The sequence below is a fragment of the Micromonospora sp. M61 genome (assembly GCF_018070245.1).
Classification (GTDB): Bacteria; Actinomycetota; Actinomycetes; order Mycobacteriales; family Micromonosporaceae; genus Micromonospora; species Micromonospora zamorensis.
On the sequence record NZ_JAGPYA010000051.1, the window covers coordinates 1 to 21,908 of the forward strand.

Here is a 21,908-nt window from a genome sequence, read left to right on the forward strand (position 1 = left end):
GGATCAAGCCTGACCGCCCGGAGCCGGGCACGGCAGGCCCCGCCCCCACACCGCAACCACCGACCCGCCCCACCACCGCAACCTCAACCAGTCACAGCGAACAACCGCCGCCGAGCCCCCAGCAGCACGACGGAAGCCAACACCACCCCGACCCCCATGGTGACCAGCAGCGGGCTGGGATCCCCCGGGAGCAGCCCGGCCAGCGACCGCGACGCGGTGCCCAGCGCGAGGTAGAGACCGGCCCAGGCGGCCGCGCCGATCGCGGCGCAACCGAGGAATCGACCGTACGACATGCGCAGCCCACCGGCGGCCAGCGGAAGCAACGCGTTGAACACGGGCAGGAACGGCGCGACGACCATCATCCGACCGCCACCGCGACGCAGGATGCCCTCCGCCGCCGTCCAGCGCGCCTCGCCGATCCAGCCGCCGATCCGGCTGTGCCGCAGTTGCTCGGCGTAGCGGCGGCCGACGAGGAAGCTCAGCGACCAGCCGGCCAGGCAGCCGACCAGGACCGCGGCGAACGTGGCCAGCCCGGTGGTCGGGCGGCCCACCCCGACGGCGGCCAGGATCGCCACGTCGCCGGGGATCAGGACACCCAGCAGGGGTACGGCGTCGAAGAGCATGACGAGCCCGAGCGCACCCATCAGCAGCAGAACGGGTAGTTCACCGATCTGTGCCAGCCATTGCGTCATGCCTCGTACGCTATGGCCGCGGCACCACTTCGGACATCCGGTTACAGCCCCCAGGCACCCCTGGTATCGGTCTCGGGGTCGCCCCTGAGCCGGCGCCCGCACTCAGGCGGGTCGCAGCACCTGCACCCGGCGTAGCGACGAGTCGACCGACGGTTCGGTGGTGGGCACCGGATAGTCGGCCAGCACGGTCAGGCGGTCCGTCGGCAGGTGACCCCGACCCGGGTCTCCGACCAGCACGTCGGCACCCGCGGCGGCGGCTCGCTGGAGGAACGGCAGCATCCGGTCGGCCATCTCGCGGTCGTAGAAGACGTCGCCGGCGACCACCAGGTCGGCTTCCGGGTCGGTGCTGTCGAGCAGGTCGTCCCCGACGGCGTCGACGGCGACCCGGTTGACGCGCGCGTTGAGCGTGACGGCGGCGACGGCGTACGGGTCGATGTCGTTGGCGGTCACCTGCGTGGCGCCGGCCAGCGCGGCGGCGATGGCGACCAGTCCCGACCCGGCGGCGAGATCGAGCACCCGGCGGCCGGCGGCCAGCTCAGGGTGGTCCAGGAGGTGACGGGCCAGTGCCTGGCCACCAGCCCAGGCGGACGCCCAGTACGGCGCGGGCAGGGCGTGGCCCGCGGCGGCTTCCATTCTGGCCCACCAGACGATCGCGTCCTCGGCCAGGTGCAACCGCACCTCGGGCACGAACGGGGTGGGGACCAACCGGAGCCGGTCCAGGCCGGTGCCGGGCGCGTCGATTTCGCGTTCCAGCTCGGTCAGCGCGTCGGCTGCGGCACCTGTCATCGGCGCAAGCATGCCCCAGCGGCGGGTGTTCGGGGCGGGTTTCACATGCCGCCGCGCAGAGTTCACCCGACTTCACACAAAGACCTACGGCACTTCGGCCAGCGGATCGGGGTTTTGCCCGTTACTGTCGAACAGGTACGGGCGATCATCGGCCAGAGGCCGAGGGTCAGCCGCTTTGAACAGGGAGAGATGCATGGCAACCGGCACGGTTAAGTGGTTCAACTCGGAAAAGGGCTTTGGCTTCATCGAGCAGGATGGCGGAGGGCCGGACGTGTTCGTCCACTACTCCGCGATCGCTTCGAGCGGCTACCGGGAGCTCAACGAGGGCCAGAAGGTCGAGTTCGAGGTGACCCAGGGGCAGAAGGGTCCGCAGGCGGACAACGTCCGCCCGATGTAGCTCCGTGCCGGTGACGGCGGCCGGTCTCCGGCCGCCGTCGCAGCGCACTCAAGACGCCGCCGGGGCGGCGGGCAGGTCCCGCCGCCTCCGGATTGGCCCGATCAACAGAATCAACGGGGTGAGCGCCAACCAGGCGGTCATCACGAATATTGCTGTCGCGACGCCGTAGCGCGCGCCGATCGCACCGGCCAGCAGGGCCGCCAGCGGGATCGTTCCGTAGTTGAGCAGATGCATGCTCACCGTCACCCTGCCCAGCAGGTGGTGCGGCGTGTAGGTCTGCCGGAAGGCACCCTTGACGACGTTGCCGATGGCCACGCCGAGGCCGATCAGCAGACCTCCGAGGGCTGGCCAGGCCAGCCCAATGCCGGGTGCGGCGAGCGGGACGAGCAGAGCCGGCGGGCCGGTGAACGCCGCCCCGATCAGCAGCGCCCGCGCGGTGCCGCAGCGCCGGCCCAGCGTGGTGGCGAGCAACGCCCCGATGATCCCTCCAGCGCTCATCACGGCGATCAGGACGCCCACCAGGCCCGGTTCGAGACGCAACTCACGGACCAGGAAGACCACCAGGACGGCCTGGTAGCCGGTCAGCCCGATGTTGCTGGCCGCGCCGAAGACCGTCAGCACCCGCAGGTACGGGTCTCGGGCGACGAAGCGCAGCCCCTCGGCGATGTCGCGGCGCAGTGACCGGGACTGGTCCACTCGGCGAACGCGCGGTTCGACGGTGCGGATCCGCAGCAGGCACACCGCGGAGACCAGGAAGCTGATCGCGTCCAGCAGCAGAGCGGTGACCGCACCGATGAGCTGGGCGATCAGACCTGCGACGCCGGGGCCGACGACATAGCTCGCGCTCTGGGCGGCGTGCAGCTTCGCGTTGCCCTCCGGCAGCTGCTCGGGTCGCAGCAGCACGGGCAGGTACACCTGGTCGGCTGTCTCGAAGAAGACCCGGGCCACGCCGGCGCTGAGCGCCACCAGGAGCAGGTGCCAGACGGTGAGCCGGTCGAGTGCGGCGGCGAGCGGCACGCTGAGGAAGAGCAGCGCGCGGAACAGGTCGCACGCCACCATCACGGGTCGGCGGGGCAGCCGGTCCACCCACGCGCCGGCCGGCAGGCCGATCAGCAGCCAGGGCAGCCAGGCCGCGGCGGTGAGCACCGCCACCTGGAAGGTGCCGGCGTCCAGGACGGCGACCGCGACCAGCGGAAGCGCGACAGTGGTGACGTTGCTGCCGATGCTGCTGACCGTCTGACCGGTCCAGAGCAGCCGGAAGTCGCGGTGCCGCAGCAATCCGCCGGCCCGGCGGACGGGGGTCGGGTCGCTGCGGGTGGCGGCGGTCACGGTCGCGCCGGCACGCCGTGGACGAACACGAAGACCGGTCGGCGCTCGGCGTCGTCGTCGGGCAGGTCCCGGTTGGCCCAGCGCGAGAGGATGCCGATCATCTCGCGGCTCAGCTCGGCCAGTTCCTCGGGCGTGAGGCGCAGCCAGTGGTCCGTGGAGAACGCGGCGTCCTGCCAGGATGCCTGCTCGGCCTCGTCGGCGGCGTGCCATGCCCGGGCCAGTGCGACGTGCCGGTCGAGGTTGAGCGAGGTGGCGGCGTCGGCGACCGCGCGGGCGGCCGGGTCGGCGTCGAAGTCACTGCTGGACCAGCGCAGCCCTCGGGTGACCAGCCGCCACCACCGTTCGCGCCGGTCGCGGGCCAGCTCGGGGGCCTCGGTGACCAGGTCCGCGGCGGCGAGGACCTTGAGGTGGTGGCTGACGTTCGCCGGTGCCTGGTCGGTGCGTTCGGCGAGCAGACCGACAGTCGAGGGCCCGTGCACCTTGAGCACGTCCATCAGACGGCGTCGCAGCGGGTGGGCCATGGCGGCCAGCACCCGCGAGTCGGTGATCTGGCGTACGGCGGGGGTCTCCATACCGCCACGATGCCATCCGCAACAGCTGTTGCGCAATACTTATTGCCCAACAGTTGTTGCGGACTGGAACTGCGAAGAGGGGCGGCCCGGCGGCTACGGGCCGCCCCTCGCTCAGGCGACGAGCCGGCGGGCCAACTCGTCGGCGACCTGCTTGGCCATGGCGGGCGGGATCGAGGCGGCGATCTTCTCGGGCGTCAGCCCGGCCAGCACGCCGGCGATGATTGCCTGCTCGTCCCGATCCCCGGCCGGCCGGTCAGCCGCCGCGGCGATGACCGCGATGGGCGAGCCTGGCGCCGGGGCACCGACCACACCGGGCGTGCCGGGCGCCGACACGAGCCAGTTCCGCAGGTTCGACAGGTCGGCCAGAACGTCGTCGACGGTGCGCTGCGGGCGGCCGGTGTCGCGCTGGATCTTGTCGGTGAGTTCCATCTCAGTCTCCTCCGTCAACGGTGGTGTGGCGATTAGGCCGATGGTGGTGAGGTAGCGGCGAAACAACGGCCGCTGGTCGCGGCCGGCCTTGATGGCGTCACGAAAGAAGCTGAAGTGGGTGTGCCAGCGGTGCGAGCTGTCGCCGCTGCTGCGCTTGCCGAGGCGGTCCCACCGCTTCACGGTGCTGCCGTCGAGGCTGTAGATGATCTCGCGGATGTCCCGGGTGTCGGCGGCGTTCGCGGCGCACTGGGCCACGCACCAGGCCGAGAAGCTGGCCAGGGTGTGCGTACGGCCACCGGAGCGGACCTCGAACCCGCCGACGTCCAGCGCCGCCGCGTCGAGGGTCAGTCCGGCCCGGTCCCGGGATGACTCGACCACCGAGTAGTCGTTCTTGACCACCCGGTCGGATCCACAGTGGTAGCCGCCCCGGTGGGACGGGTCGCCAACGATGCCGACCTCCGCCGGATCCAGGTCGTCCGGGCCGGGGGCGTTGTCGAGGTGAGTGAGGAGCAGGCTTCGAAGGGCCAACAGATTAGCCGGGGCCCGGGTCATGGGGTCCCCCTCTCAAATGGGGCGGGGACCGGGCACGACGTCACACCGCGTACGCGGTGCTGGGCTTTGGACGAGCCCGGTCTGCTGATGCACGGCGCCGGGCGTTGACACAACCATAGCCCGTGTTTCCGGTAAATGCCCAGCTCAGAGGGGCTCTGTTCAGATTGGAGGTTGCACCGGGGCAGAGTGGACGATCGGCAACAGCACCGCTGAGGGGTGAGTCGGGTCATGCAGAACCTGCCGCCAGCCGGCACGCAGCGTAACCGCCGTGCCGAGGGGTTCCCCGGTGCCGGGGTTGCGCGCCCAGCGCGGATGGGCTCCACCGCTGACCTGCACCCGCAGCCGGTGCCCGGCGGCGAACCGGTACGCGGTCGGCCAGAGCGGCACCGGGACCCGCAGCGCCCCGGAGGGGTCGGCCGGGAAGCGGTCGGGCGTCACCCGCACCAGACCGTCGCACACGTTCCACGAGCGGCCCCGACGGTCCACGTCGCACAGTCGCACGAAGACGTCCAGGTAGGGCAGTTCACTGCGGACGTGGATCTCGGCGCGTACCGGGCCGATCACCTCGACCGGCCCGGCCAGCGGGGCACTGGTGTAGGTCAGCACGTCGGGGCGGGCCTCGACGGGCCGGTTGTCCACCGGGCCGGCCCGCTGGGCGACGAGCAGTGGCCCGCCCAGCGACGGGGTGGGGTCGGCCGGGTCGTAGCGGAACTCGTCGGGCGGCGAGGTCACCGGCGGGCGCACCGCCAGCTCACCATCCGAATGCAGGTGCCAGGGGGTCTCGACCGCCGGTGGTGGCCAGGCCGGCAGGTCCCGCCAGCCGCCGCCGGGACCGCTCACGTGCAGCCGTACCGGGGGTTTCCGGAGCGGGTGTTCGTCCGCCGGTGGCGTGGCCGTGAGGTGCTTGTCGAGCCAGGCCAGCCCCTCGCTCAGGGCGGCCACGAACAGGCCGGGGCTGCCGTGCGTCCAGGGGCCGATCACCAGTCGCGGCTGGGCGCCGGCGGCGCGCAGGGTGGCGTGGTCGTCGAGCTGGGCGGGCAGGAAGATGTCGTGCCAACCAGTGACCATGACCACCGGCGCGCGCACCCGGGCCACCCGGTCGGCGAAGACCCGGGTCCGCCAGTAGACCGCGTCCGGACTGTGGTGACGCAGCCACTCCTGGAAGAAGGGGATGGTCACGCCGGTGGCGACCCGGTCGGCGTCCACGAGCGGCAGGTGCCGCAGCGCGGCGGCCAGCCGCGGCTGCCCGCGCTTGAGCTCCCACTGCCGGGCCAGCCACGGCACGGTCTGCGCGTGCAGCAGCTCCGCCCAGGTCAGCACGGTGTCCAGGGCGAAGGACTCCCCCGCGTACGTCGAGTCGCGGGTGGCCGAGGCGGTCACCACCGCGACCATCGCGCGCAGCTCCTCGCCGGCGTCGGCGGCCAGCGCCCACTGCGCGAAGCCCTGGTAGCTGACCCCGAACATGCCGAGCCGGCCGGCCCACCAGGGCTGGCGGCGCAGCCAGTCCAGGGTGTCCAACCCGTCGTCGCGCTCGTGCACGAGCGGGGCGAAGGTCCCACCGGAGCCGTCGGTGCCCCGGCAGGACTGGATCACCGCGTGCCGGCCCCGCGCGGCGAGCAGCCGGCCGAGCAGCCGCAGTGGGCCGCCCCGCCCGTACGGGGTGCGGATCAGCACGGTCGGCGCGTCCCGGACTGCCGGGGCGTAGTGGTCGGTGCGCAGCACCACGCCGTCGCGGGCCCGGACCGGGATGTCGCGGGTGACCCGCACCGAACCGGGCCGGATCGGTGGCAGCCGCAGCGCTGCGGCGGCGAGGCGGGCGGCGAGCCGGTCCGGCACCGGTCAGGCCGTCGGGCGGCGGGGCGACTCGGGCCGGGCGCCGCGGACCGAGTCGCGGTGGCCCCGCAGAGACTCGCTCATCTCCGCCATGAACCGCTGCACGATCTCCAGTTCGTCCTCGCCGAAGCGGGCCATCACCTCGTCGGTACGGGCGCCCAGCGGCCGGAAGAACTGCATGGCCAGGGCGGCGCCCTGGTCGGCGTAGTGCAGCAGCACCTTGCGCCGGTCGACGGTGTCGCGGTCGCGGCGGATGTGGCCCGCCCGCTCAAGTCGGTCGATCAGGGCGGTGACCGAGCCGGAGGAGAGGTTGAGGTGCTCACCGAGACGGCCGGGCGTGATCGGATCACCGAGCCGCTCAGCGTCCATCACGGCGATCAAGGCCTGCAGGTCGGTCGGGTTGAGGCCGTGCAGGTTGGCGAAGGCGTGGCCGACCTGCTGGGCGTCGGCCGCGTACCGCCGGAGGTCGTTGGTGATCTCCGCGGCCAGCTGCTCGCGGCGCGTGTCGCGCCGTCGGTACATGCCGTGAGTCGCCACCTCGCGCCGCTTCTTCCGTCGTCGGTCTCTCGGGTTGCAGCATAGAACAACCGTCGATAATCTCGAAAGACAAGATACTCGTCTTTCGAAGGACCCTGAGGTCACTGATGTCTGTGTTCACCAGAGTCGCCCGCGGCCGGCTGGCCGCCTGGCTCACCGTGGCCGCGGCGATCGTCGTCGCCGCGGCCGTCTTCGGGACACCCCAGCCGGACAACCCGGCACCGGTCTCCGCCACCGGCCTGTCGGTGGAGTGGCAGTCGACCCAGGTGCAGCGCCTACAGGACCAGCTGCCGTCCAGCGACGTGCAACCGGCGATCGTGGTGGTCAGCCGAGGCGACCGGGGCGCGCTGAGCGACGCCGACCGGGCCAGCGTCGACGCCCGCGCCGGCGATCTGCGCCGCTTCGCCGTGGGCGGGCAGGTCAGCCCCGCACAGGTCTCCCCGGACGGCACGGTGGCCCTCATCGCCATCCCGATCGACACCGCCGGCGGGCAGGAGGCCGTCACCGAGACGGTGACCCAGCTGCGCACCGCCCTGGCGGACCTGCCCGGGCTGACCGCCGAGGTGACCGGTTCCCCCGCCTTCACCGCCGACCTCTCCTCGGTGTTCGACGGCGCCGACATCACCCTGCTCGCGGTGACCGCGGCCGTCGTGGCGCTGCTGCTGCTGATCACCTACCGCAGCCCGTTCCTGTGGATCGTGCCGCTGGCCGTGGTCGCGGCGACCGAGCAGCTCACCCTACGCGCGGTGGACACCATCGTCCCGGCCGTCGGCATCAACCTCCAGCAGGGCCAGGTCACCGGCATCGCCAGTGTGCTGGTCTTCGGCGCCGCCACCGACTACGCCCTGCTGCTCATCGCCCGCTACCGGGAGGAACTGCGGCGCGAGGAAGACCGGTTCGCGGCGATGCGCGCCGCGCTGCGCCGCACCGCCGAGCCCATCCTCGCCAGCGGCGGCACCGTGATCCTCGGTGTCCTCACCCTGCTGCTCAGCGAGCAGGAGACCAACCGGGCGCTGGCGGTGGCCTGCGCCACCGGTGTGCTCTTCGCCATGCTCTCGGCCCTGTTCGTGCTCCCCGCCGTCCTGGTGCTCTTCGGTCGGGGTCTGTTCTGGCCGTTCGTGCCCCGTGTCGGTGGCCCGGTCCGTGAGGGACGGCTCTGGGGCCGGCTCGGCACCGCCGTGGAACGCCGCCCGGTGGTCGTCGCGGTGCTGGCCACCCTGCTGCTCGGCGGTCTGGCGCTGGGCGGGCTCGGGATCCGCACCGGCCTGTCCGAGACCGAGCAGTTCCGGGCCGAACCCGAGGCGGTGACCGGGGCGCAGACCCTCGCGAGGGCCTTCCCCGCCGGCAGCACCCAGCCGGTGGCCGTGCTCACCACCCCGGCGGCGGTGCGGGCCGTCACCGACGCCGCCACCGCCGTGCCCGGTGTGGCCTCGGCACGCCCCGGTGACGCCGGTGACGCCGTGGCCCAGGTCGACGTGATCCTGGAAGCCGAGCCCGGCACCACCGCCTCGGACCGCGCGATCGAGGCGCTGCGCGAGACCGTCGCCGCCGTTCCCGGCTCCGCTCCCCCGGCCGCCGCCGGCGCGGACGCGCCGTCCGGGGCGATCGTCGGTGGCTCCGTGGCCGCCACGTACGACTCCGACGAGGCCAACGACCGCGACCTGCGACTGATCCTGCCGATCATCCTGTTGCTGGTCGGCGCCGTGCTCGTGCTGCTGCTGCGCGGCCTGCTCGCACCGCTGCTGCTGGTGCTCACCGTGATCGCGTCGTTCTTCGCGAGCCTCGGCGCGGCGTGGCTGCTCTTCGACCACGTGCTGGGTTTCCCCGCCCTGGACAGCGGCGTGCTGCTGCTCGCCTTCGTGTTCCTGGTGGCGCTGGGGGTGGACTACAACATCTTCCTGGTCACGCGTGCCCGGGAGGACGCCCGCAGCGCGGGCACCCGCGACGGCATGCTCTCCGCCCTGCGGGTCACCGGCGGAGTGATCACCAGCGCCGGAGTGCTGCTCGCCGCGGTCTTCGCGGTGCTCGGCGTGCTGCCGCTGATCACACTGACCCAGATCGGCATCATCGTCTGCATCGGCGTCCTGCTGGACACCCTGCTGGTGCGCACGGTCCTGGTGCCGGCGCTGGCGTTCATGCTGGGTGAGCGCTTCTGGTGGCCCGGGCGGATCACCCGCGACCGCCCGGAGGACATCCCGGCGTCGCCGGAGCTGGTCGCCGCCCGCGACTGACCGACAGGTAGCGACGGGGGCCGTGACGACAACGTCACGGCCCCCGTCGAGGTCAGTAGTCCAGGCAGACGCACTCGGTCATCAGCGCCCGCACGTTGCGCACGTACGACGGGTTGGGGATGGCCAGGGGCTTGCCCTCCTGCGCCACCGCACCGTGCCCGTAGTTGTACGAGGCGATGACCGCGTTGAGCAGGCAGGAGTTCAGCTCGGCGGTGCACAGGGCCGGATCGAGGCGGTAGTCGGCCTCGAAGTACATGTCGCCGATGTATTTCGTCGCCCAGGCCAGGTAGGTGGCGCCGAGGTAGGCGTTGTCCCGGTAGTCGTCGATCTCGTAGCTCTTCTCGAACCGCTGGTTCATCCAGGTCGCGGTGCCCGGCATCACCTGCATCAGCCCGACACCGCCGTCACAGGCGTAGATGTTGGACTGCCAGCCGCTCTCCTGCCAGGCGGTGGCCTTGAGCAGGGTGAGCGGGACCTTGATGTCCGGCGCGGAGGTCGGCCAGTAGGTGCGCCCGGCCGCGTCGGTCAGCGCCGCCTTCGCCTCGGCCCGGGTCGCCTGGGTGCCCTTGTACGTCGGTTTGCAGGAACTCGGTGCGGGCTTCGGCGGGGCCGGCGGGACCTGCGTCTCGGTGGGCGGCTTCGCCACGGCGAGTGGCTTCGGCGCCGTGCGGGTCGGCTTCTTCGTCGGCTTCTTCGTCGGCTTCGGGGTCGCGCTGAGGCTCGGCGCGGCGCCCATCGACTCCAGGGCGCTCACCGACGGGCTCGGCTCCCCGGTGGGCTCGTCGGCGAGGGCGTCCGTCGGCGCGTCGGTGACCGCCACCGGGGCCGCCAGGTCCTGCGGGCTCTCCCCCTTGGTGGCGCAGCCGACCAGCGTGCTCGCCAACAGGAACCCGGCGAGCACCGCGGTGCCCAGCCGTCTCGTCCGTCGAACCATGCCCTTGCCTCCCCCGATGTGATCCTCGCCGCACCCTAGCAAGGTTCAACTGGGCGGCGGTGCCCCTGCGACGGCGGCCGGGCCTGTTCCACCGGCTGCTCCAGATCCCCCACCGCCCGGTCCCGGGTGGCCCACGCCACCACGAAGACCACCGTCCAGAGCACCCCGAGCAGCACCGCCGCGGCGGTGCTGCTCGCCGTGTCCAGACCGAGGTAGAGCCGTGCGCCGCTGACCCCGAGCACCCCCGCGGCGGCGGCTGTCCAGGCGGCCACCGCCACCGGCCAGCGGGAACTGCGGGACACCAGCCAGGCCAGGGTGCACAGGCTCGCCGCGACCACGGCGTTCTGGGTCGGCAGCGGGGCCGAGTCGCCGCCACCCGGCGCGCTGCCGTGCGGCCCGGTCAGCTCGGCGACCACGGCCAGCACCACCAGCGGCACGAACGCGCCCACCGTGCCGACGACGCTGAGCAGGTCCGCCCGCCAGGGTCGGTTACGCCACGCCAGCACCGCGGCCACCAGCGCCACCAGCACGATCAGCACGGACCCTCGTACCACCGACACCACGACCATCGTGGCGTCGGCCGCGCCGGGGGTGCGCCGGGAGGCGAACCAGCCCGCGATGGCGCCGTCCAGGGCGGCCAACCCGCTGTTGCGGACCGCCACGCCGAGCAGACCCGCGATGGCGAGCCCGGCGACGAAGAGCAGCAGAAGCCCGGCGGCCAGATTGAGCAGCAGCGTCCACCCCGGCCCGATCCGCATGGCCACCAGGAAGAACAGCACCCCGTAGCGGGCCGTGAGCCAGCGCACCGGGGGCAGCGCGCCCGCCCGGGACAGCAGCGCGCGGACCGGGTCGGGATTGCGACCCAGCCACCGGCCGGCGAGCACCACACCCAGCAGGCCGGCCAGCAGCACCAGCGCCGCGCCGGTGGCCCGGCCGAGCAGTCGGGAGACCGTGTCGTACGACTCACCGGCGAGGTGACCGAGCAGGATCGAGCCGCCCACCCAGGTCACCACCCCGGCGAGGTTCCACAGGGCGAACCGCCGGTACGGCATGCCGGCCGCACCGGCCAACCGGGGCACCAACGTGCGGGCGAAGGCCACCCAACGGGCCGCGAACACGCCCCGACCACCCAGCCGGGCGAGCATGGCGTCGGCCCGACCCCACCGCTGCGGCCCGACCCGGTGGCCCAGCCCGGCGCGCAGGCGGGGGCCGTAGCGCCGTCCGGCGCGGAAGGCCAGCCCGTCACCGAGGACCGCCGCGGCGATCATCGCGAGCAACGCCGGCGCGAGCCGCAAGGTACCGTTGTAGGTGAGGAAGCCGACGAGCAGCAGGGTAGCCTCACCCGGCACGAGCAGGCCGAAGATCACCGCGGTCTCGCCCGCCACGATCAGCGCGGCGACCAGGTAGATCCACAGGGTGGGCAGACCCTGCACCCAGGTCAGCAGGTCGTGCACTCAGGCCCCCGGGACACGGGAGCCAGCATGCCAGCCGGGGGAACCACCGGCACAGCAGTTTCACCATAGATCAGGGGCACCTGGGGGTGACCCCGACGCAGCCTGCGCGAGCGCAGGCGGAAGGATAGAGGGTATGCAGCTTCGCACCGACCTCCGCAACGTCGCCATCATCGCTCACGTCGACCACGGCAAGACCACCCTGGTCGACGCCATGTTGCGGCAGGCCGGGGCGTACGGCGCCCGGGGCGAGAACACCGAGCGGGTGATGGACTCGGGTGACCTGGAGCGCGAAAAGGGCATCACGATCCTGGCCAAGAACACCGGTGTGCGCTACCTGCCCGCGGACGGCTCCGACCCGGTCACCATCAACATCATCGACACCCCCGGCCACGCCGACTTCGGTGGCGAGGTGGAGCGCGGCCTCACCATGGTCGACGGCGTGGTGCTGCTCGTCGACGCCAGCGAGGGCCCGCTGCCGCAGACCCGCTTCGTGCTGCGCAAGGCGCTGCGGGCCCGGATGCCGATCATCCTGGTGATCAACAAGGTGGACCGGCCCGACGCCCGGATCAAGGAGGTCGTGGACGACACCTACGAGCTCTTCCTCGACCTGGACGCCGACGAGGAGCAGATCGACTTCCCGATCGTCTACGCGTGCGCCCGCGACGGCATCGCCTCGCTGACCCAGCCCGCCGACGGCTCGGTGCCCGACGACAGCACCTCCCTGGAGCCGCTGTTCCGCACCCTGCTCGACACCATCCCGCCGCCCTCGTACGACGAGGGCGCGCCGTTGCAGGCGCACGTCACCAACCTCGACGCCTCGCCGTTCCTCGGCCGGCTGGCGCTGTGCCGGGTCCGCCAGGGCACCATCAACAAGGGTCAGACGGTGACCTGGTGCCGCACCGACGGCAGCACCCAGCGGGTCCGCATCTCCGAGATGCTGATGACCGAGGGCCTGGAGCGCACGTCGGCCGAGACCGCCGGCCCGGGCGACATCATCGCCGTCGCCGGCATCCCGGAGATCATGATCGGTGAGACCCTCGCCGACCTCGAGAACCCGGTCGCGCTGCCGCTGATCACCGTCGACGAGCCGGCCATCTCGATGACCATCGGCACCAACACCTCGCCGCTGGTCGGCCGGGTCAAGGGCGCCAAGGTCACCGCCCGGATGGTCAAGGACCGGCTCGACAAGGAGCTGATCGGCAACGTGTCGCTGCGGGTGCTGCCCACCGAGCGGCCGGACGCCTGGGAGGTGCAGGGCCGCGGTGAGCTGGCGCTGGCCATCCTGGTCGAGCAGATGCGCCGGGAGAACTACGAGCTGACCGTCGGCAAGCCGCAGGTGGTCACCAAGGAGATCGACGGCAAGACCTGCGAGCCGGTCGAGCGGCTGACCATCGACGCCCCGGAGGAATACCTGGGCGCGATCACCCAGCTCCTCGCCACCCGTAAGGGCCGGATGGAGCAGCTGGTCAACCACGGCACCGGCTGGATCCGGATGGAGTGGCTGGTTCCGGCGCGCGGCCTGATCGGCTTCCGCACCGAGTTCCTCACCGACACGCGGGGCACCGGCATCCTGCACCACGTCTTCGAGTCCTACGAGCCGTGGTTCGGCGAGCTGCGCACCCGCAACAACGGCTCCCTGGTCGCCGACCGGGCCGGCGCGGTCACCGCCTTCGCGATGACCAACCTGCAGGAGCGCGGTCAGCTCTTCGTCGACCCGACAACCGAGGTGTACGAGGGCATGATCGTCGGGGAGAACTCCCGCTCCGACGACATGGACGTCAACATCACCAAGGAGAAGAAGCTCACCAACATGCGGCAGTCGACCTCCGACGAGACCGAGAAGCTGGTCCCGCCGCGCAAGCTCTCGCTGGAGCAGGCACTGGAGTTCTGCCGCGAGGACGAGTGCGTCGAGGTCACCCCGGCCACGGTCCGGATCCGCAAGGTGGTGCTCGACCAGCAGCTGCGGGGCCGGGCCACCGCCCGCCGCAAGCACGCCGGCTGAGCACACCAGCACCCGACACCGGGCGCGTCGGCCGCTTGCGGCCGGCGCGCCCGTCGGTTTTTCCCAGGGGTACGCGGGCCAGCCCGACCGGCTGCCGTCGATCGGCTACGGTCACCGGCATGACCTGGGATGATCTCGACGCCCACCTGGACAGGGTGCCCGGCACCGTCTCGGCGTACGTGGGCCGACCCGACGCGCCGCCGACCTGGACCCGCCACCCGGACGCCGCCCACTACGCGGCGAGCACCATGAAGGTGGCGGTGCTCGCCGCCCTGCACCGCGCCGCCGAGGCCGGCACGCTGGACCTGGACGCCCCGGTCCCCGTGGTCAACGAGTTCGACTCCGCCCAGCCCGGCGCGCCCCGGTTCTCCTGCGCCCAGCACTACGACAACGACGACGCGGTCTGGGACCGGCTGGGCGGCACGGCGTCGCTGCGCTGGCTGGCCGACCGGATGATCGTGCGATCCAGCAACCTGGCCACCAACCTGGTCATCGGGCACGTCGGGCTACCCGCGGTTGCCGAGGTGTGGGCGCGCACCGGCGCCCGCACCAGCGTCACGGGCCGCGGCATCGAGGACTTCGCCGCCCGCGAGGCCGGCGTCACCAACACGGTCACCGCCGCCGACCTGGCCGCCCTGCTCGGCGCACTGGCCACCGGAGCCGACACCCCGGGCCGGCTCGCCTCGCCCACCGGCTGCGCGGCCATGCTGGACGTCCTCCTCGCCCAGGAGCACCGCGAGGACCTGGCCGCCGGCCTGCCCGAGGGCACCCGCATCGCGCACAAGAGCGGTTGGGTACGCGGGGTCCGACACGGTGCCGGCCTGGTCCTGCCCGACGACGCCCCGCCCTACCTGATCACCGTCTGCACCACCACGGACCTGGCCGGTGGCGACGACGAGGTCGAGGACGACGCCTGCCGGCTGCTCGCACACATCTCCGCGCAGGTCTGGGCCGCCCGTCACCAGCTCTGACCACGACCCGCCGTTGCGGCTAGGCTGCTCGCACCCCCACCCCGGAGCTGCCGATGCCCCGCAGTCGCACCATCCTCATCGCCTTCCTCGTCGTGACGGCGGCGAACCTGCTGGCCAACGCCACCGATGGCCGCGTGGCCGAGGCACTCAGCAAGCCGCTGCTGATGCCGCTGCTGGCCGCGTACCTCTGGCGGGCCGCCGCCGAGCGCGGCGCCCGCCCGGACCGGCTGGTGCTCGTCGGGCTGGCCTTCTCCACCGGCGGCGACGTGTTCCTGCTCGGCGACGGCACCGGTTGGTTCATCGCCGGCATGGCCTGCTTCCTCGGCACGCACCTCTGCTACATCGCGGCGTTCACCCGACACGGCGCCGCGACCGCGCTGCGGCGTGCGCCGCTGCTCGCGGTCCCACTGACGTACGCGGTGCTGACCGTCGTCGCGCTGTGGTGGATGTGGGCGGGACTGACCGACGCCGGGCTCGCCGTGCCGGTGGCCGGCTACGCGCTCGCGCTGGCCGCGATGGCCACCACCGCCACCACCAAGGGCTGGCGGGTCGGTCTCGGCGCAGCGCTGTTCCTCGGCTCCGACCTGCTGATCGCCGCCGGGGTGGCCGAGGTGGCCCAACCACCCGGCGCACCCGTGCTGGTCATGGCGACCTACGCCGCCGGCCAGGCGCTGATCGTCCTCGGCCTGGCCGCCCGCGTCGGCACACCCCCGGGCGCGCCGGTCACTCCAGCAGTTGCGCCCGCAACGCGCTGAGGGTCTCGTCGGTCAACCCCAACCCGTCCCGCAGGTACGCGTCGAACGAGCCGTGCACCCGGCGTACCTCGTCGTAGCCGGCGTCGAGGTACTCGGCGCGGACCTCCAACACCGGCAGCACCGCGTCGACGTCCAGCTCCGGCTGCCGTCGGCGCATCGCCTCGATGATCACCGCCCGCAGGCTGTCGGTCAGCTCGTTGTTGCGCAGGTAGTCGGCGCGGATCGCCGCCTCGTCCACGCCGAGCGCCGTCAACAGGATGACGGTCAGCCAACCGGTGCGGTCCTTGCCGGCGGAGCAGTGGTAGACCATCGGCAGGTTCTCCGGCTGGGCGGCCAGCCGCACCGCCTCCGCGAAGCCGACCCGAGCCGATTCGCCGGTCACGAACCACCGGTAGATGGCGGCCATCGCCCCCGTCGTGCCCTGCCGGGCCAGCTCCGCGTACGCGTTCAGGTCGTGGCCGAGCAGCACCGCCGACACGTACGTGAAGACCGGGTGCTCCGGGTCGTGCACCGGCAGGCACACCACCCGTGGCTCACCGGCCAGTCGATCCGCCGGGGCGACCTCGATCTCCGCGGGGGCGCGCAGGTCGAGCACGCACGCTGGCCCCAGCTTCGCGAGCACCGGCAGATCCTCGTCGGTCAGCCGACCCAACGCGGGAGTGCGGAGCAACTGCCCCGCCCGGACCCGCCTCCCGTCGGCACCGACGAGCCCACCCAGATCGCGTGCGTTCGGTGCACCTACCAGCTCCCAGCCCTGCCCGGTCATCCGGTCTCCCATCCCGACGTGCGCCTGCGTATAGGGTGCCTGACATGACGATCTCGGAGGTACGCACCCACCGGGTTTCGGCCCCCTTACACACCCCGTTCGTCACCGCGTTGCGTCGTACCACCACAGTGGACACCCTCGTCGTCGAACTGGTCGACTCCGACGGCCGTTCCGGCTTCGGCGAGGCCCCCCAGGTGTGGCAGGTCACCGGCGCGTCGGTCGCCGGCGCACGGGCGTGCGTACGCGAACTGCTCGGCCCCCAGCTGATCGGCCGTGACCCGGACGACCTGGTGGCCCGGTGCGCCGAGGTGCAGCGCGCGGTGGTCGGCAACGAGGCGGCGAAGGCCGCGGTGGACGTCGCGCTGCACGACCTCGCCGCCCGGCGGTTGGGCGTACCCCTGGTGCGGTTGCTCGGGGGCACCAGGCTGCGGGTGCCGACGGACGTCACGCTCGCGGCGGGCGACGCGGTGGACCTGGCGGCGGCGGCGCGGCAGCGGCAGGCGGACGGCTTCGGCGTGCTGAAGTTGAAGGTCGGCACCGACGCGAGCACCGACCTGGACCGGGTCCGGGCCGTTCGCGCGGCCGTCGGCCCGGGGGTGCGGATCCGGCTCGACGCCAACCAGGGCTGGACGCCCCGGGAGGCGGTCCGGGTGATTCGGGGCATCGAGGACGCCGGCCTCGACGTGGAGCTGGTCGAGCAGCCGGTGGCCCGCTGGGACCTGGACGGCCTGGCCTGGGTGAGCGACCGGGTGTCCGTGCCGATCCTGGCCGACGAGGCGGTCTTCGGGGTCCGTGACCTGGTGGAGGTGATCCGTCGTCGGGCCGCCGACCTGGTCAACGTCAAGCTGGCCAAGTGCGGTGGGCTGCACCCGGCGCGTACCCTCCTCGAACTTGCCACCGCCCACGGGCTCGGCACGGTGGTCGGCTCCATGATGGAGAGCCAGGTCGGCATCGGTGCGGCGGCGAGCCTGGTCGCCGCGTACGGCACCACCGCGGTGCCCGACCTGGACGCCGCCTGGTGGCTGGCCTGGTCTCCGGTGCAGGGCGGAATACGCTACGAGGGGGCGACCGTGGTGTTGCCCGACGCGCCTGGCCTGGGCATCTCCGGCCTTGCTGAAGCAAAGGTGCAGGCGCGTGGTTGATGAGCGTTGGTTTCTTTCATAGGGTTCCCTGGACAGCCGACTCGATCTGGGGGTTGATGTGAAGCTGCAACCGGGCCGCGAGGCCGTCGTCCGGGTCGCGGTGGCGACGCTGTGGACCTCCCCCGAGGCGGTCCGCCCGGTCGACCGTCCGGCGCTGACCGCCGGCGCCGACATCCTGACCTGGGTTTCCGGCCTGGATACCGACCAGCAGGTCGGCGACTGCGTGCTGAGCCAGCTCCTGCTCGGCGAGCGGGTCCTCGTCAGCGAGCTGCGCCCGGACGGCTGGGCCCGGGTCGTCGCCGTCGAGCAGCCCGCCGCCAAGCTGGACCCGCGCGGCTACCCGGGCTGGCTCCCCACCGAGCAACTGGCCCCCGTCGACCCGTCCACCGACACCGGCACCGACGCGCCGCTGGTGGTCGACTCCACAGTCACCGGGCTGCACGCCGCTCCGAACGGTCCGGTGGTGCTGCCCGGCGTCGTCGTCGGCACCCGCCTCGTCCCGGCCGGCCCCGCGCGCGACGACTGGCGGCCGGTGCACGTCCCCGGTCACGCCGCGCCGCTCTGGCTGCCCGACGACCACCTCGTCGCCACGTCGGCCGAGGCACCGGCCGCAGCGCAGGCGCTCGCGGTGGCGCAGCGACTGCTGGACGTGGCCTACATCTGGGGCGGTCTCTCCGCGCACGGCATCGACTGCTCCGGGCTGGTGCACCTGGCCTGGCGGCGGTTCGGGGTGCTGCTGCCCCGCGACGCCGATGACCAGGCCGTCGCCACCACGCCGCTGGCGTTGGGGGCGGAACGCCCCGGTGATCTCTACTTCTTCGCCCGACCCGGCCGCAAGATCCACCACATCGGCATCGTCACCGCCCCGCCCGGCAACGGTGGCGAGCGGCGGATGCTGCACGCCTGCTACCGGCGGCGGCGGGTCATCGAGGAGCCCCTGCCGGCCGACCGGACCGCGACGCTGGTGGGCGCACACCGCGTCTGACCGGCCGGGCGCGTTTCCCGCACCCGGCCGGCGACACGTCAGCGTCGGGCGTCGGTCAGCTCGCGGCGCCGGTCCCGGGAGGACTTGATCAGGCTGGCGGCGGTGGCGATGCCCAGGGTGCCGAGGATGACCAGCAGCGACAGCCAGATCGGGATGTGCGGCGCCCAGCCGACGTGCTCACCACCGTTGATGAACGGCAGGGTGTTGTCGGCCAACGCCTCCAGCACCAGCTTGACCCCGATGAAGCCGAGCACGACGGCCAGGCCGTAGCTCAGGTAGATCAACCGGTCGAGCAGGCCACCGAGCAGGAAGTAGAGCTGACGGAGGCCCATCAGCGCGAAGACGTTCGCGGTGAAGACCAGGTACGGCTCCTGGGTGATACCGAAGATCGCCGGGATCGAGTCCAGGGCGAAGATCAGGTCGGTGGTGCCGATCGCGATCATCACGATCAGCATCGGGGTGAACAGCCGCTTGCCGTTCTCGTGGGTGATCAGCTTCGCGTCGTCGTAGCCCTTGGAGATCGGCAGCGCCTTACGGCTCCACCGGATCAGCAGGTTCTCGGAGAACTCGTCCTCGTCCGGCTCACCCTGCCGGGCCAGGTTGACCGCGGTGTAGATCAGGAACGCGCCGAAGATGTAGAAGACCCAGGAGAACTGCGAGATCAGCGCCGCACCGGCGGCGATGAACCCACCGCGCATCACCAGCGCCAGCACGATGCCGACGAGCAGGACCTTCTGCTGGTACTGCCGGGGCACCCCGAAGCGCGCCATGATGATCACGAAGACGAAGAGGTTGTCCACCGACAGGCTGTATTCGGTGAGCCAACCTGTGTAGAACTGCCCCGCGGAGCTGGCGCCCGAGGTCACCCAGACACCGACGCCGAAGATCAGGGCGAGACCGACGTAGAAGGCGACCCAGAGGCTCGACTCGCGCACACTCGGCTCGTGCGGGCGCCGACCGATGATCAACAGGTCGACGAGCAGGACCGCAGTCAGTGCGACAAGCGTTCCCGCCCACACCAATCCGGACACGTCCAACGTTCATTCCTCCGGCAGACACGCGGCGTCGGGCACACCGTACGCCCCCGGAGAGGCCGGTGTGCCGCTGTCGCTCACTCTGGTGACTGTCGGAGGTCTCTTCCGCCGCCGCCCGCGAACGGAACGGCGACCTACGGGGCCGGGTCGGGTCGCCGTGGTTCCGACGATCGACCGTGCTGACGACTCCGTCGCGAAGGAATACTCCCCTCCTCGGTGACCATTGTTGCCCACCACGCGCCGTGATCACACCCCGGGCACCCGGTGGCGCCAACCACCCCTCGCCGGGGAATACCGGGGGCAGCGCCCGCCGCGTCATATAGCCGCGTCACATCCGCTATGGTGTCCTAGGAGGCTAGTGCAGATCGGGTGCGGTTATCGGGTCGCTGAGCGACCGGGCAGTCAGTCAGCACATGCGGCGGCGGACACCGTCGACACCGGAACAGACCCCGCGACACCGCCGACCCGGCCCGCCATGCGAGGCTGTCCGACATGGTGCTCGAGGTCGCGCTCATCGACGTACTGCCCGGACACGAGGACGCGTTCGCCGCCGCGTACGCCGAGGGTCACCCGGTGCTCGCCGGGGCAACCGGCTGCCGGTCCGTGCGGATGACCCGGGGCATCGAGTCCCCGACCCGCTTCGTGCTGCTCGTCGAATGGGACTCGGTCGAGGCGCACGAGGAGAACTTCCGGGCCACCGAACGGTTCGAGCAGTGGCGGGCGTTGATCGGGCCACACTTCGCCGGGCCGCCCGTGGTCGAGCACTTCCTCGACGTGCCGGCCTGAGCCTGCTGTCGTACCCCGCGGTTATCGTGCCCTGCGCACGCGCCGGCCGCCGGTCCCGACGGGCTCGGGGGCGCCGGGCCCGGTGGCCGCGCGGCGCCGCTCCTACTCGCCGACGCGGCGGGCCAGCACGGTGACCGTCTCCTCCGGTGACAGCGCGGCCGCCAGCAACGCCTCGGTCATCCGCTGGTAGCGGTCGACGTCGAGCACGGTGGCCAACCGCACGTCGGTGGTCAACGCCTCCAACATCACCGTCCGCGGGTCCGCCGGGTCGGGAAAGGCATAGCAGGAGTACGGGGTCAGCGGGTGCAGCCCACCACCGGCCGCCCCGCGGGGCAGCAGCCGCACCGTGACGTGGGACAGCCCGGTCACGGCGACCAGATGGCGCAACTGTTCACGCCAGACCTCGTCCGGCAGGTCTCCCCTGTCACAGACGGCCTCGGCAAGCACCGCCGTGTAGCGCGGCGGATAGGCCCGCCGCAACACCTCCTGCCGCAGCGCCCGGGCGCGCACCTCGGCCTCCACGTCGACCTCGGGCGTGAGCTGGGCGCCGGCCGCGACCAGCACCCGGGCGTACGCGGGCGTCTGGAGCAACCCCGGCACGATCGCCGGCTGGTATTCGACGATGTCGGCGGCACCCGCCTCCAACTCGGCGTAGGTGCGCTGCCGTTCGCTCATCTCGCCCAGCGTCTTCCACCAGCCGCGGCTGGTCGCCGCGTCCCGGGCGATCACGATCAGCGCGTCCCGGGCGGGCGAGGGCACCTTGTAGATGTCCAGCAGATCGAGCACATCGGCGAGGTCAGGGCGGCTCTGACCCAGCTCGATGCGGGACAACTTCGACGTCGAGGCCCAGCCAAGCCGGTCGCAGACCTGTTCCAGGGTCAGCGCCTCGCGCCGGCGTAACTGGCGCAACTCTGCGCCGAGACGTGCACGTCGAATGACAGGACTTGTTGGCAGCGGCATCCCGGCCTCCCCACCGAGGGAGAGTACGCAGGACGATCACCCAGTGCAATAGCTCGCTCGCGCACCGCAATCAGGGGACATGGCACCGTCCGGCGGTCGGACCGGCCATCGTCCGGCGTTTCCGCACGTCAGGCGAGGTGTCGAGCCGTGCTGTCGAGTCCCGTGCACCGGAGTCCCGCGCACCTGGAGTCCCGCGTGCGACGGGGACCTGCGGTGCGGCGCGGCCCTGAAGTGCGACGCGGCCTCGCGTGCAATGCCGCCCTGCGGTGGTGTGCCGCCCGGCAGTGCGGCACGGCTTCCGGCGTGCCGCGCGGTTGGCTCAGGGCCGGTAGGTGCCGAAGGACCAGACGGTGCCGGCCAGGTCACGGGCGGCGTAGTCACGGGAGCCGTAGTCGGTGTCGAACGGCTCGCGCGTGATCTCGGCACCGGCGGCGCGTGCCCGGGCGCAGTGGGCGTCGACGTCCGGCACCGCCACGTAGACCGACCAGTCGTCGTCGGCCGGTCGAGATGCCGCATCGGCCCGACCACCCAACATGATCATGCCGGTGTCGAGGACGAGTTCGGCGTGCGCGACAGTGCCGTCCGGCGCCTCGTGCACCGAATGCACCTGGAAGCCGAAGGCGGAGCAGAGCCAGTCGATGGCGGCCCGGGGATCGGGGTAACGGAAGATCGGGTAGACGGTTCGCATGACCTGATTCTGCTGCCGACGGCCCCGATCCGGATTGGACGAATGTGACCTCGGCGCGTCCCCTGTCGACCGG

The 21,908-nt window shown here is 72.1% G+C and carries 21 protein-coding genes; 8 read left to right on the plus strand and 13 right to left on the minus strand.

The window, feature by feature from the left end; all coding sequences use genetic code 11:
• Window positions 1-83: 83 nt before the first annotated feature.
• Together KBX34_RS24920 and KBX34_RS24925 are read right to left on the minus strand one after the other, a co-directional pair.
• Complete coding sequence (locus tag KBX34_RS24920; RefSeq protein WP_210927226.1) at window positions 84-692, minus strand: DedA family protein; 609 nt, start codon at window positions 690-692, stop codon at window positions 84-86.
• A gap of 102 nt (window positions 693-794) precedes the next feature.
• Entirely contained in the window at window positions 795-1,478 is a 684-nt protein-coding gene (locus KBX34_RS24925; protein WP_374223720.1) for a methyltransferase, read from the minus strand.
• Between the two features lie 193 nt (window positions 1,479-1,671).
• Here KBX34_RS24925 and KBX34_RS24930 point away from each other — a divergent pair, with 193 nt between their 5' ends.
• Complete coding sequence (locus KBX34_RS24930; protein WP_007462771.1) at window positions 1,672-1,875, plus strand: cold-shock protein; 204 nt, start codon at window positions 1,672-1,674, stop codon at window positions 1,873-1,875.
• A 48-nt stretch (window positions 1,876-1,923) separates the two neighbouring features.
• Here KBX34_RS24930 and KBX34_RS24935 read toward each other — a convergent pair whose 3' ends face one another.
• From KBX34_RS24935 to KBX34_RS24955, 5 genes are all read right to left on the minus strand, one after another.
• The gene (locus tag KBX34_RS24935; protein WP_210927228.1) at window positions 1,924-3,204 is read right to left on the minus strand and encodes an MFS transporter; all 1,281 of its coding nucleotides are present in this window, start codon (window positions 3,202-3,204) and stop codon (window positions 1,924-1,926) included.
• Window positions 3,201-3,776, minus strand: a complete 576-nt coding sequence (locus tag KBX34_RS24940) for a helix-turn-helix transcriptional regulator (RefSeq protein ID WP_210927230.1) — start codon at window positions 3,774-3,776, stop codon at window positions 3,201-3,203. The genes KBX34_RS24935 and KBX34_RS24940 overlap by 4 nt, the downstream gene beginning before the upstream one ends.
• A 111-nt stretch (window positions 3,777-3,887) precedes the next feature.
• On the minus strand, window positions 3,888-4,757 hold the full coding sequence (locus tag KBX34_RS24945) for a hypothetical protein (protein WP_210927232.1): 870 nt from the start codon (window positions 4,755-4,757) through the stop codon (window positions 3,888-3,890).
• A gap of 159 nt (window positions 4,758-4,916) precedes the next feature.
• The gene (locus KBX34_RS24950) at window positions 4,917-6,593 is read right to left on the minus strand and encodes a CocE/NonD family hydrolase (protein WP_210927233.1); all 1,677 of its coding nucleotides are present in this window, start codon (window positions 6,591-6,593) and stop codon (window positions 4,917-4,919) included.
• A gap of 3 nt (window positions 6,594-6,596) precedes the next feature.
• Window positions 6,597-7,112 carry a MarR family winged helix-turn-helix transcriptional regulator gene (locus KBX34_RS24955; RefSeq protein WP_210927268.1) on the minus strand — a complete coding sequence of 172 codons (516 nt, stop codon included), beginning with the start codon at window positions 7,110-7,112 and terminating at the stop codon, window positions 6,597-6,599.
• 122 nt (window positions 7,113-7,234) lie between these two features.
• Between KBX34_RS24955 and KBX34_RS24960 the strand changes: the two genes are divergently transcribed.
• Window positions 7,235-9,358 (plus strand): efflux RND transporter permease subunit, encoded by a 2,124-nt coding sequence (locus KBX34_RS24960; RefSeq protein WP_210927235.1) that lies wholly within the window; start codon window positions 7,235-7,237, stop codon window positions 9,356-9,358.
• 52 nt (window positions 9,359-9,410) lie between these two features.
• On the opposite strand, the gene KBX34_RS24965 is transcribed toward KBX34_RS24960, so the two are convergent.
• Together KBX34_RS24965 and KBX34_RS24970 are read right to left on the minus strand one after the other, a co-directional pair.
• The gene (locus KBX34_RS24965) at window positions 9,411-10,292 is read right to left on the minus strand and encodes a lytic transglycosylase domain-containing protein (RefSeq protein WP_210927237.1); all 882 of its coding nucleotides are present in this window, start codon (window positions 10,290-10,292) and stop codon (window positions 9,411-9,413) included.
• Window positions 10,293-10,327: 35 nt separating this feature from the next.
• The gene (locus tag KBX34_RS24970; RefSeq protein ID WP_210793943.1) at window positions 10,328-11,746 is read right to left on the minus strand and encodes a DedA family protein; all 1,419 of its coding nucleotides are present in this window, start codon (window positions 11,744-11,746) and stop codon (window positions 10,328-10,330) included.
• Window positions 11,747-11,879: 133 nt separating this feature from the next.
• Between KBX34_RS24970 and typA the strand changes: the two genes are divergently transcribed.
• From typA to KBX34_RS24985, 3 genes are all read left to right on the plus strand, one after another.
• Window positions 11,880-13,748, plus strand: a complete 1,869-nt coding sequence (gene typA, locus KBX34_RS24975) for a translational GTPase TypA (protein WP_088949273.1) — start codon at window positions 11,880-11,882, stop codon at window positions 13,746-13,748.
• A gap of 119 nt (window positions 13,749-13,867) precedes the next feature.
• Window positions 13,868-14,719, plus strand: coding sequence for a serine hydrolase (locus KBX34_RS24980; RefSeq protein ID WP_210927239.1), 852 nt, complete (start codon window positions 13,868-13,870; stop codon window positions 14,717-14,719).
• 53 nt (window positions 14,720-14,772) lie between these two features.
• Window positions 14,773-15,474 carry a lysoplasmalogenase gene (locus KBX34_RS24985; RefSeq protein ID WP_210927241.1) on the plus strand — a complete coding sequence of 234 codons (702 nt, stop codon included), beginning with the start codon at window positions 14,773-14,775 and terminating at the stop codon, window positions 15,472-15,474.
• Here the strand turns inward: KBX34_RS24985 and KBX34_RS24990 are convergent.
• Window positions 15,443-16,240: a tyrosine-protein phosphatase gene (locus KBX34_RS24990; protein WP_099855847.1), complete on the minus strand. Its 798-nt coding sequence runs from the start codon at window positions 16,238-16,240 to the stop codon at window positions 15,443-15,445. The two genes, KBX34_RS24985 and KBX34_RS24990, sit on opposite strands and share 32 nt — an antisense overlap.
• A gap of 44 nt (window positions 16,241-16,284) precedes the next feature.
• Here KBX34_RS24990 and KBX34_RS24995 point away from each other — a divergent pair, with 44 nt between their 5' ends.
• The gene (locus tag KBX34_RS24995) at window positions 16,285-17,382 is read left to right on the plus strand and encodes a mandelate racemase/muconate lactonizing enzyme family protein (protein WP_088949276.1); all 1,098 of its coding nucleotides are present in this window, start codon (window positions 16,285-16,287) and stop codon (window positions 17,380-17,382) included.
• Between the two features lie 58 nt (window positions 17,383-17,440).
• A complete protein-coding gene (locus KBX34_RS25000) occupies window positions 17,441-18,367 on the plus strand; it encodes an NlpC/P60 family protein (protein WP_210927244.1) in 927 nt (308 codons plus the stop codon).
• 38 nt (window positions 18,368-18,405) lie between these two features.
• Here KBX34_RS25000 and KBX34_RS25005 read toward each other — a convergent pair whose 3' ends face one another.
• A complete protein-coding gene (locus KBX34_RS25005; protein ID WP_210927246.1) occupies window positions 18,406-19,404 on the minus strand; it encodes a TerC family protein in 999 nt (332 codons plus the stop codon).
• 489 nt (window positions 19,405-19,893) lie between these two features.
• Between KBX34_RS25005 and KBX34_RS25010 the strand changes: the two genes are divergently transcribed.
• The gene (locus tag KBX34_RS25010) at window positions 19,894-20,187 is read left to right on the plus strand and encodes an antibiotic biosynthesis monooxygenase (protein WP_088949279.1); all 294 of its coding nucleotides are present in this window, start codon (window positions 19,894-19,896) and stop codon (window positions 20,185-20,187) included.
• A gap of 102 nt (window positions 20,188-20,289) precedes the next feature.
• On the opposite strand, the gene KBX34_RS25015 is transcribed toward KBX34_RS25010, so the two are convergent.
• Together KBX34_RS25015 and KBX34_RS25020 are read right to left on the minus strand one after the other, a co-directional pair.
• The gene (locus KBX34_RS25015; protein ID WP_099855855.1) at window positions 20,290-21,147 is read right to left on the minus strand and encodes a helix-turn-helix transcriptional regulator; all 858 of its coding nucleotides are present in this window, start codon (window positions 21,145-21,147) and stop codon (window positions 20,290-20,292) included.
• Between the two features lie 319 nt (window positions 21,148-21,466).
• Entirely contained in the window at window positions 21,467-21,835 is a 369-nt protein-coding gene (locus KBX34_RS25020) for a VOC family protein (protein WP_088949281.1), read from the minus strand.
• Window positions 21,836-21,908: the final 73 nt, after the last annotated feature.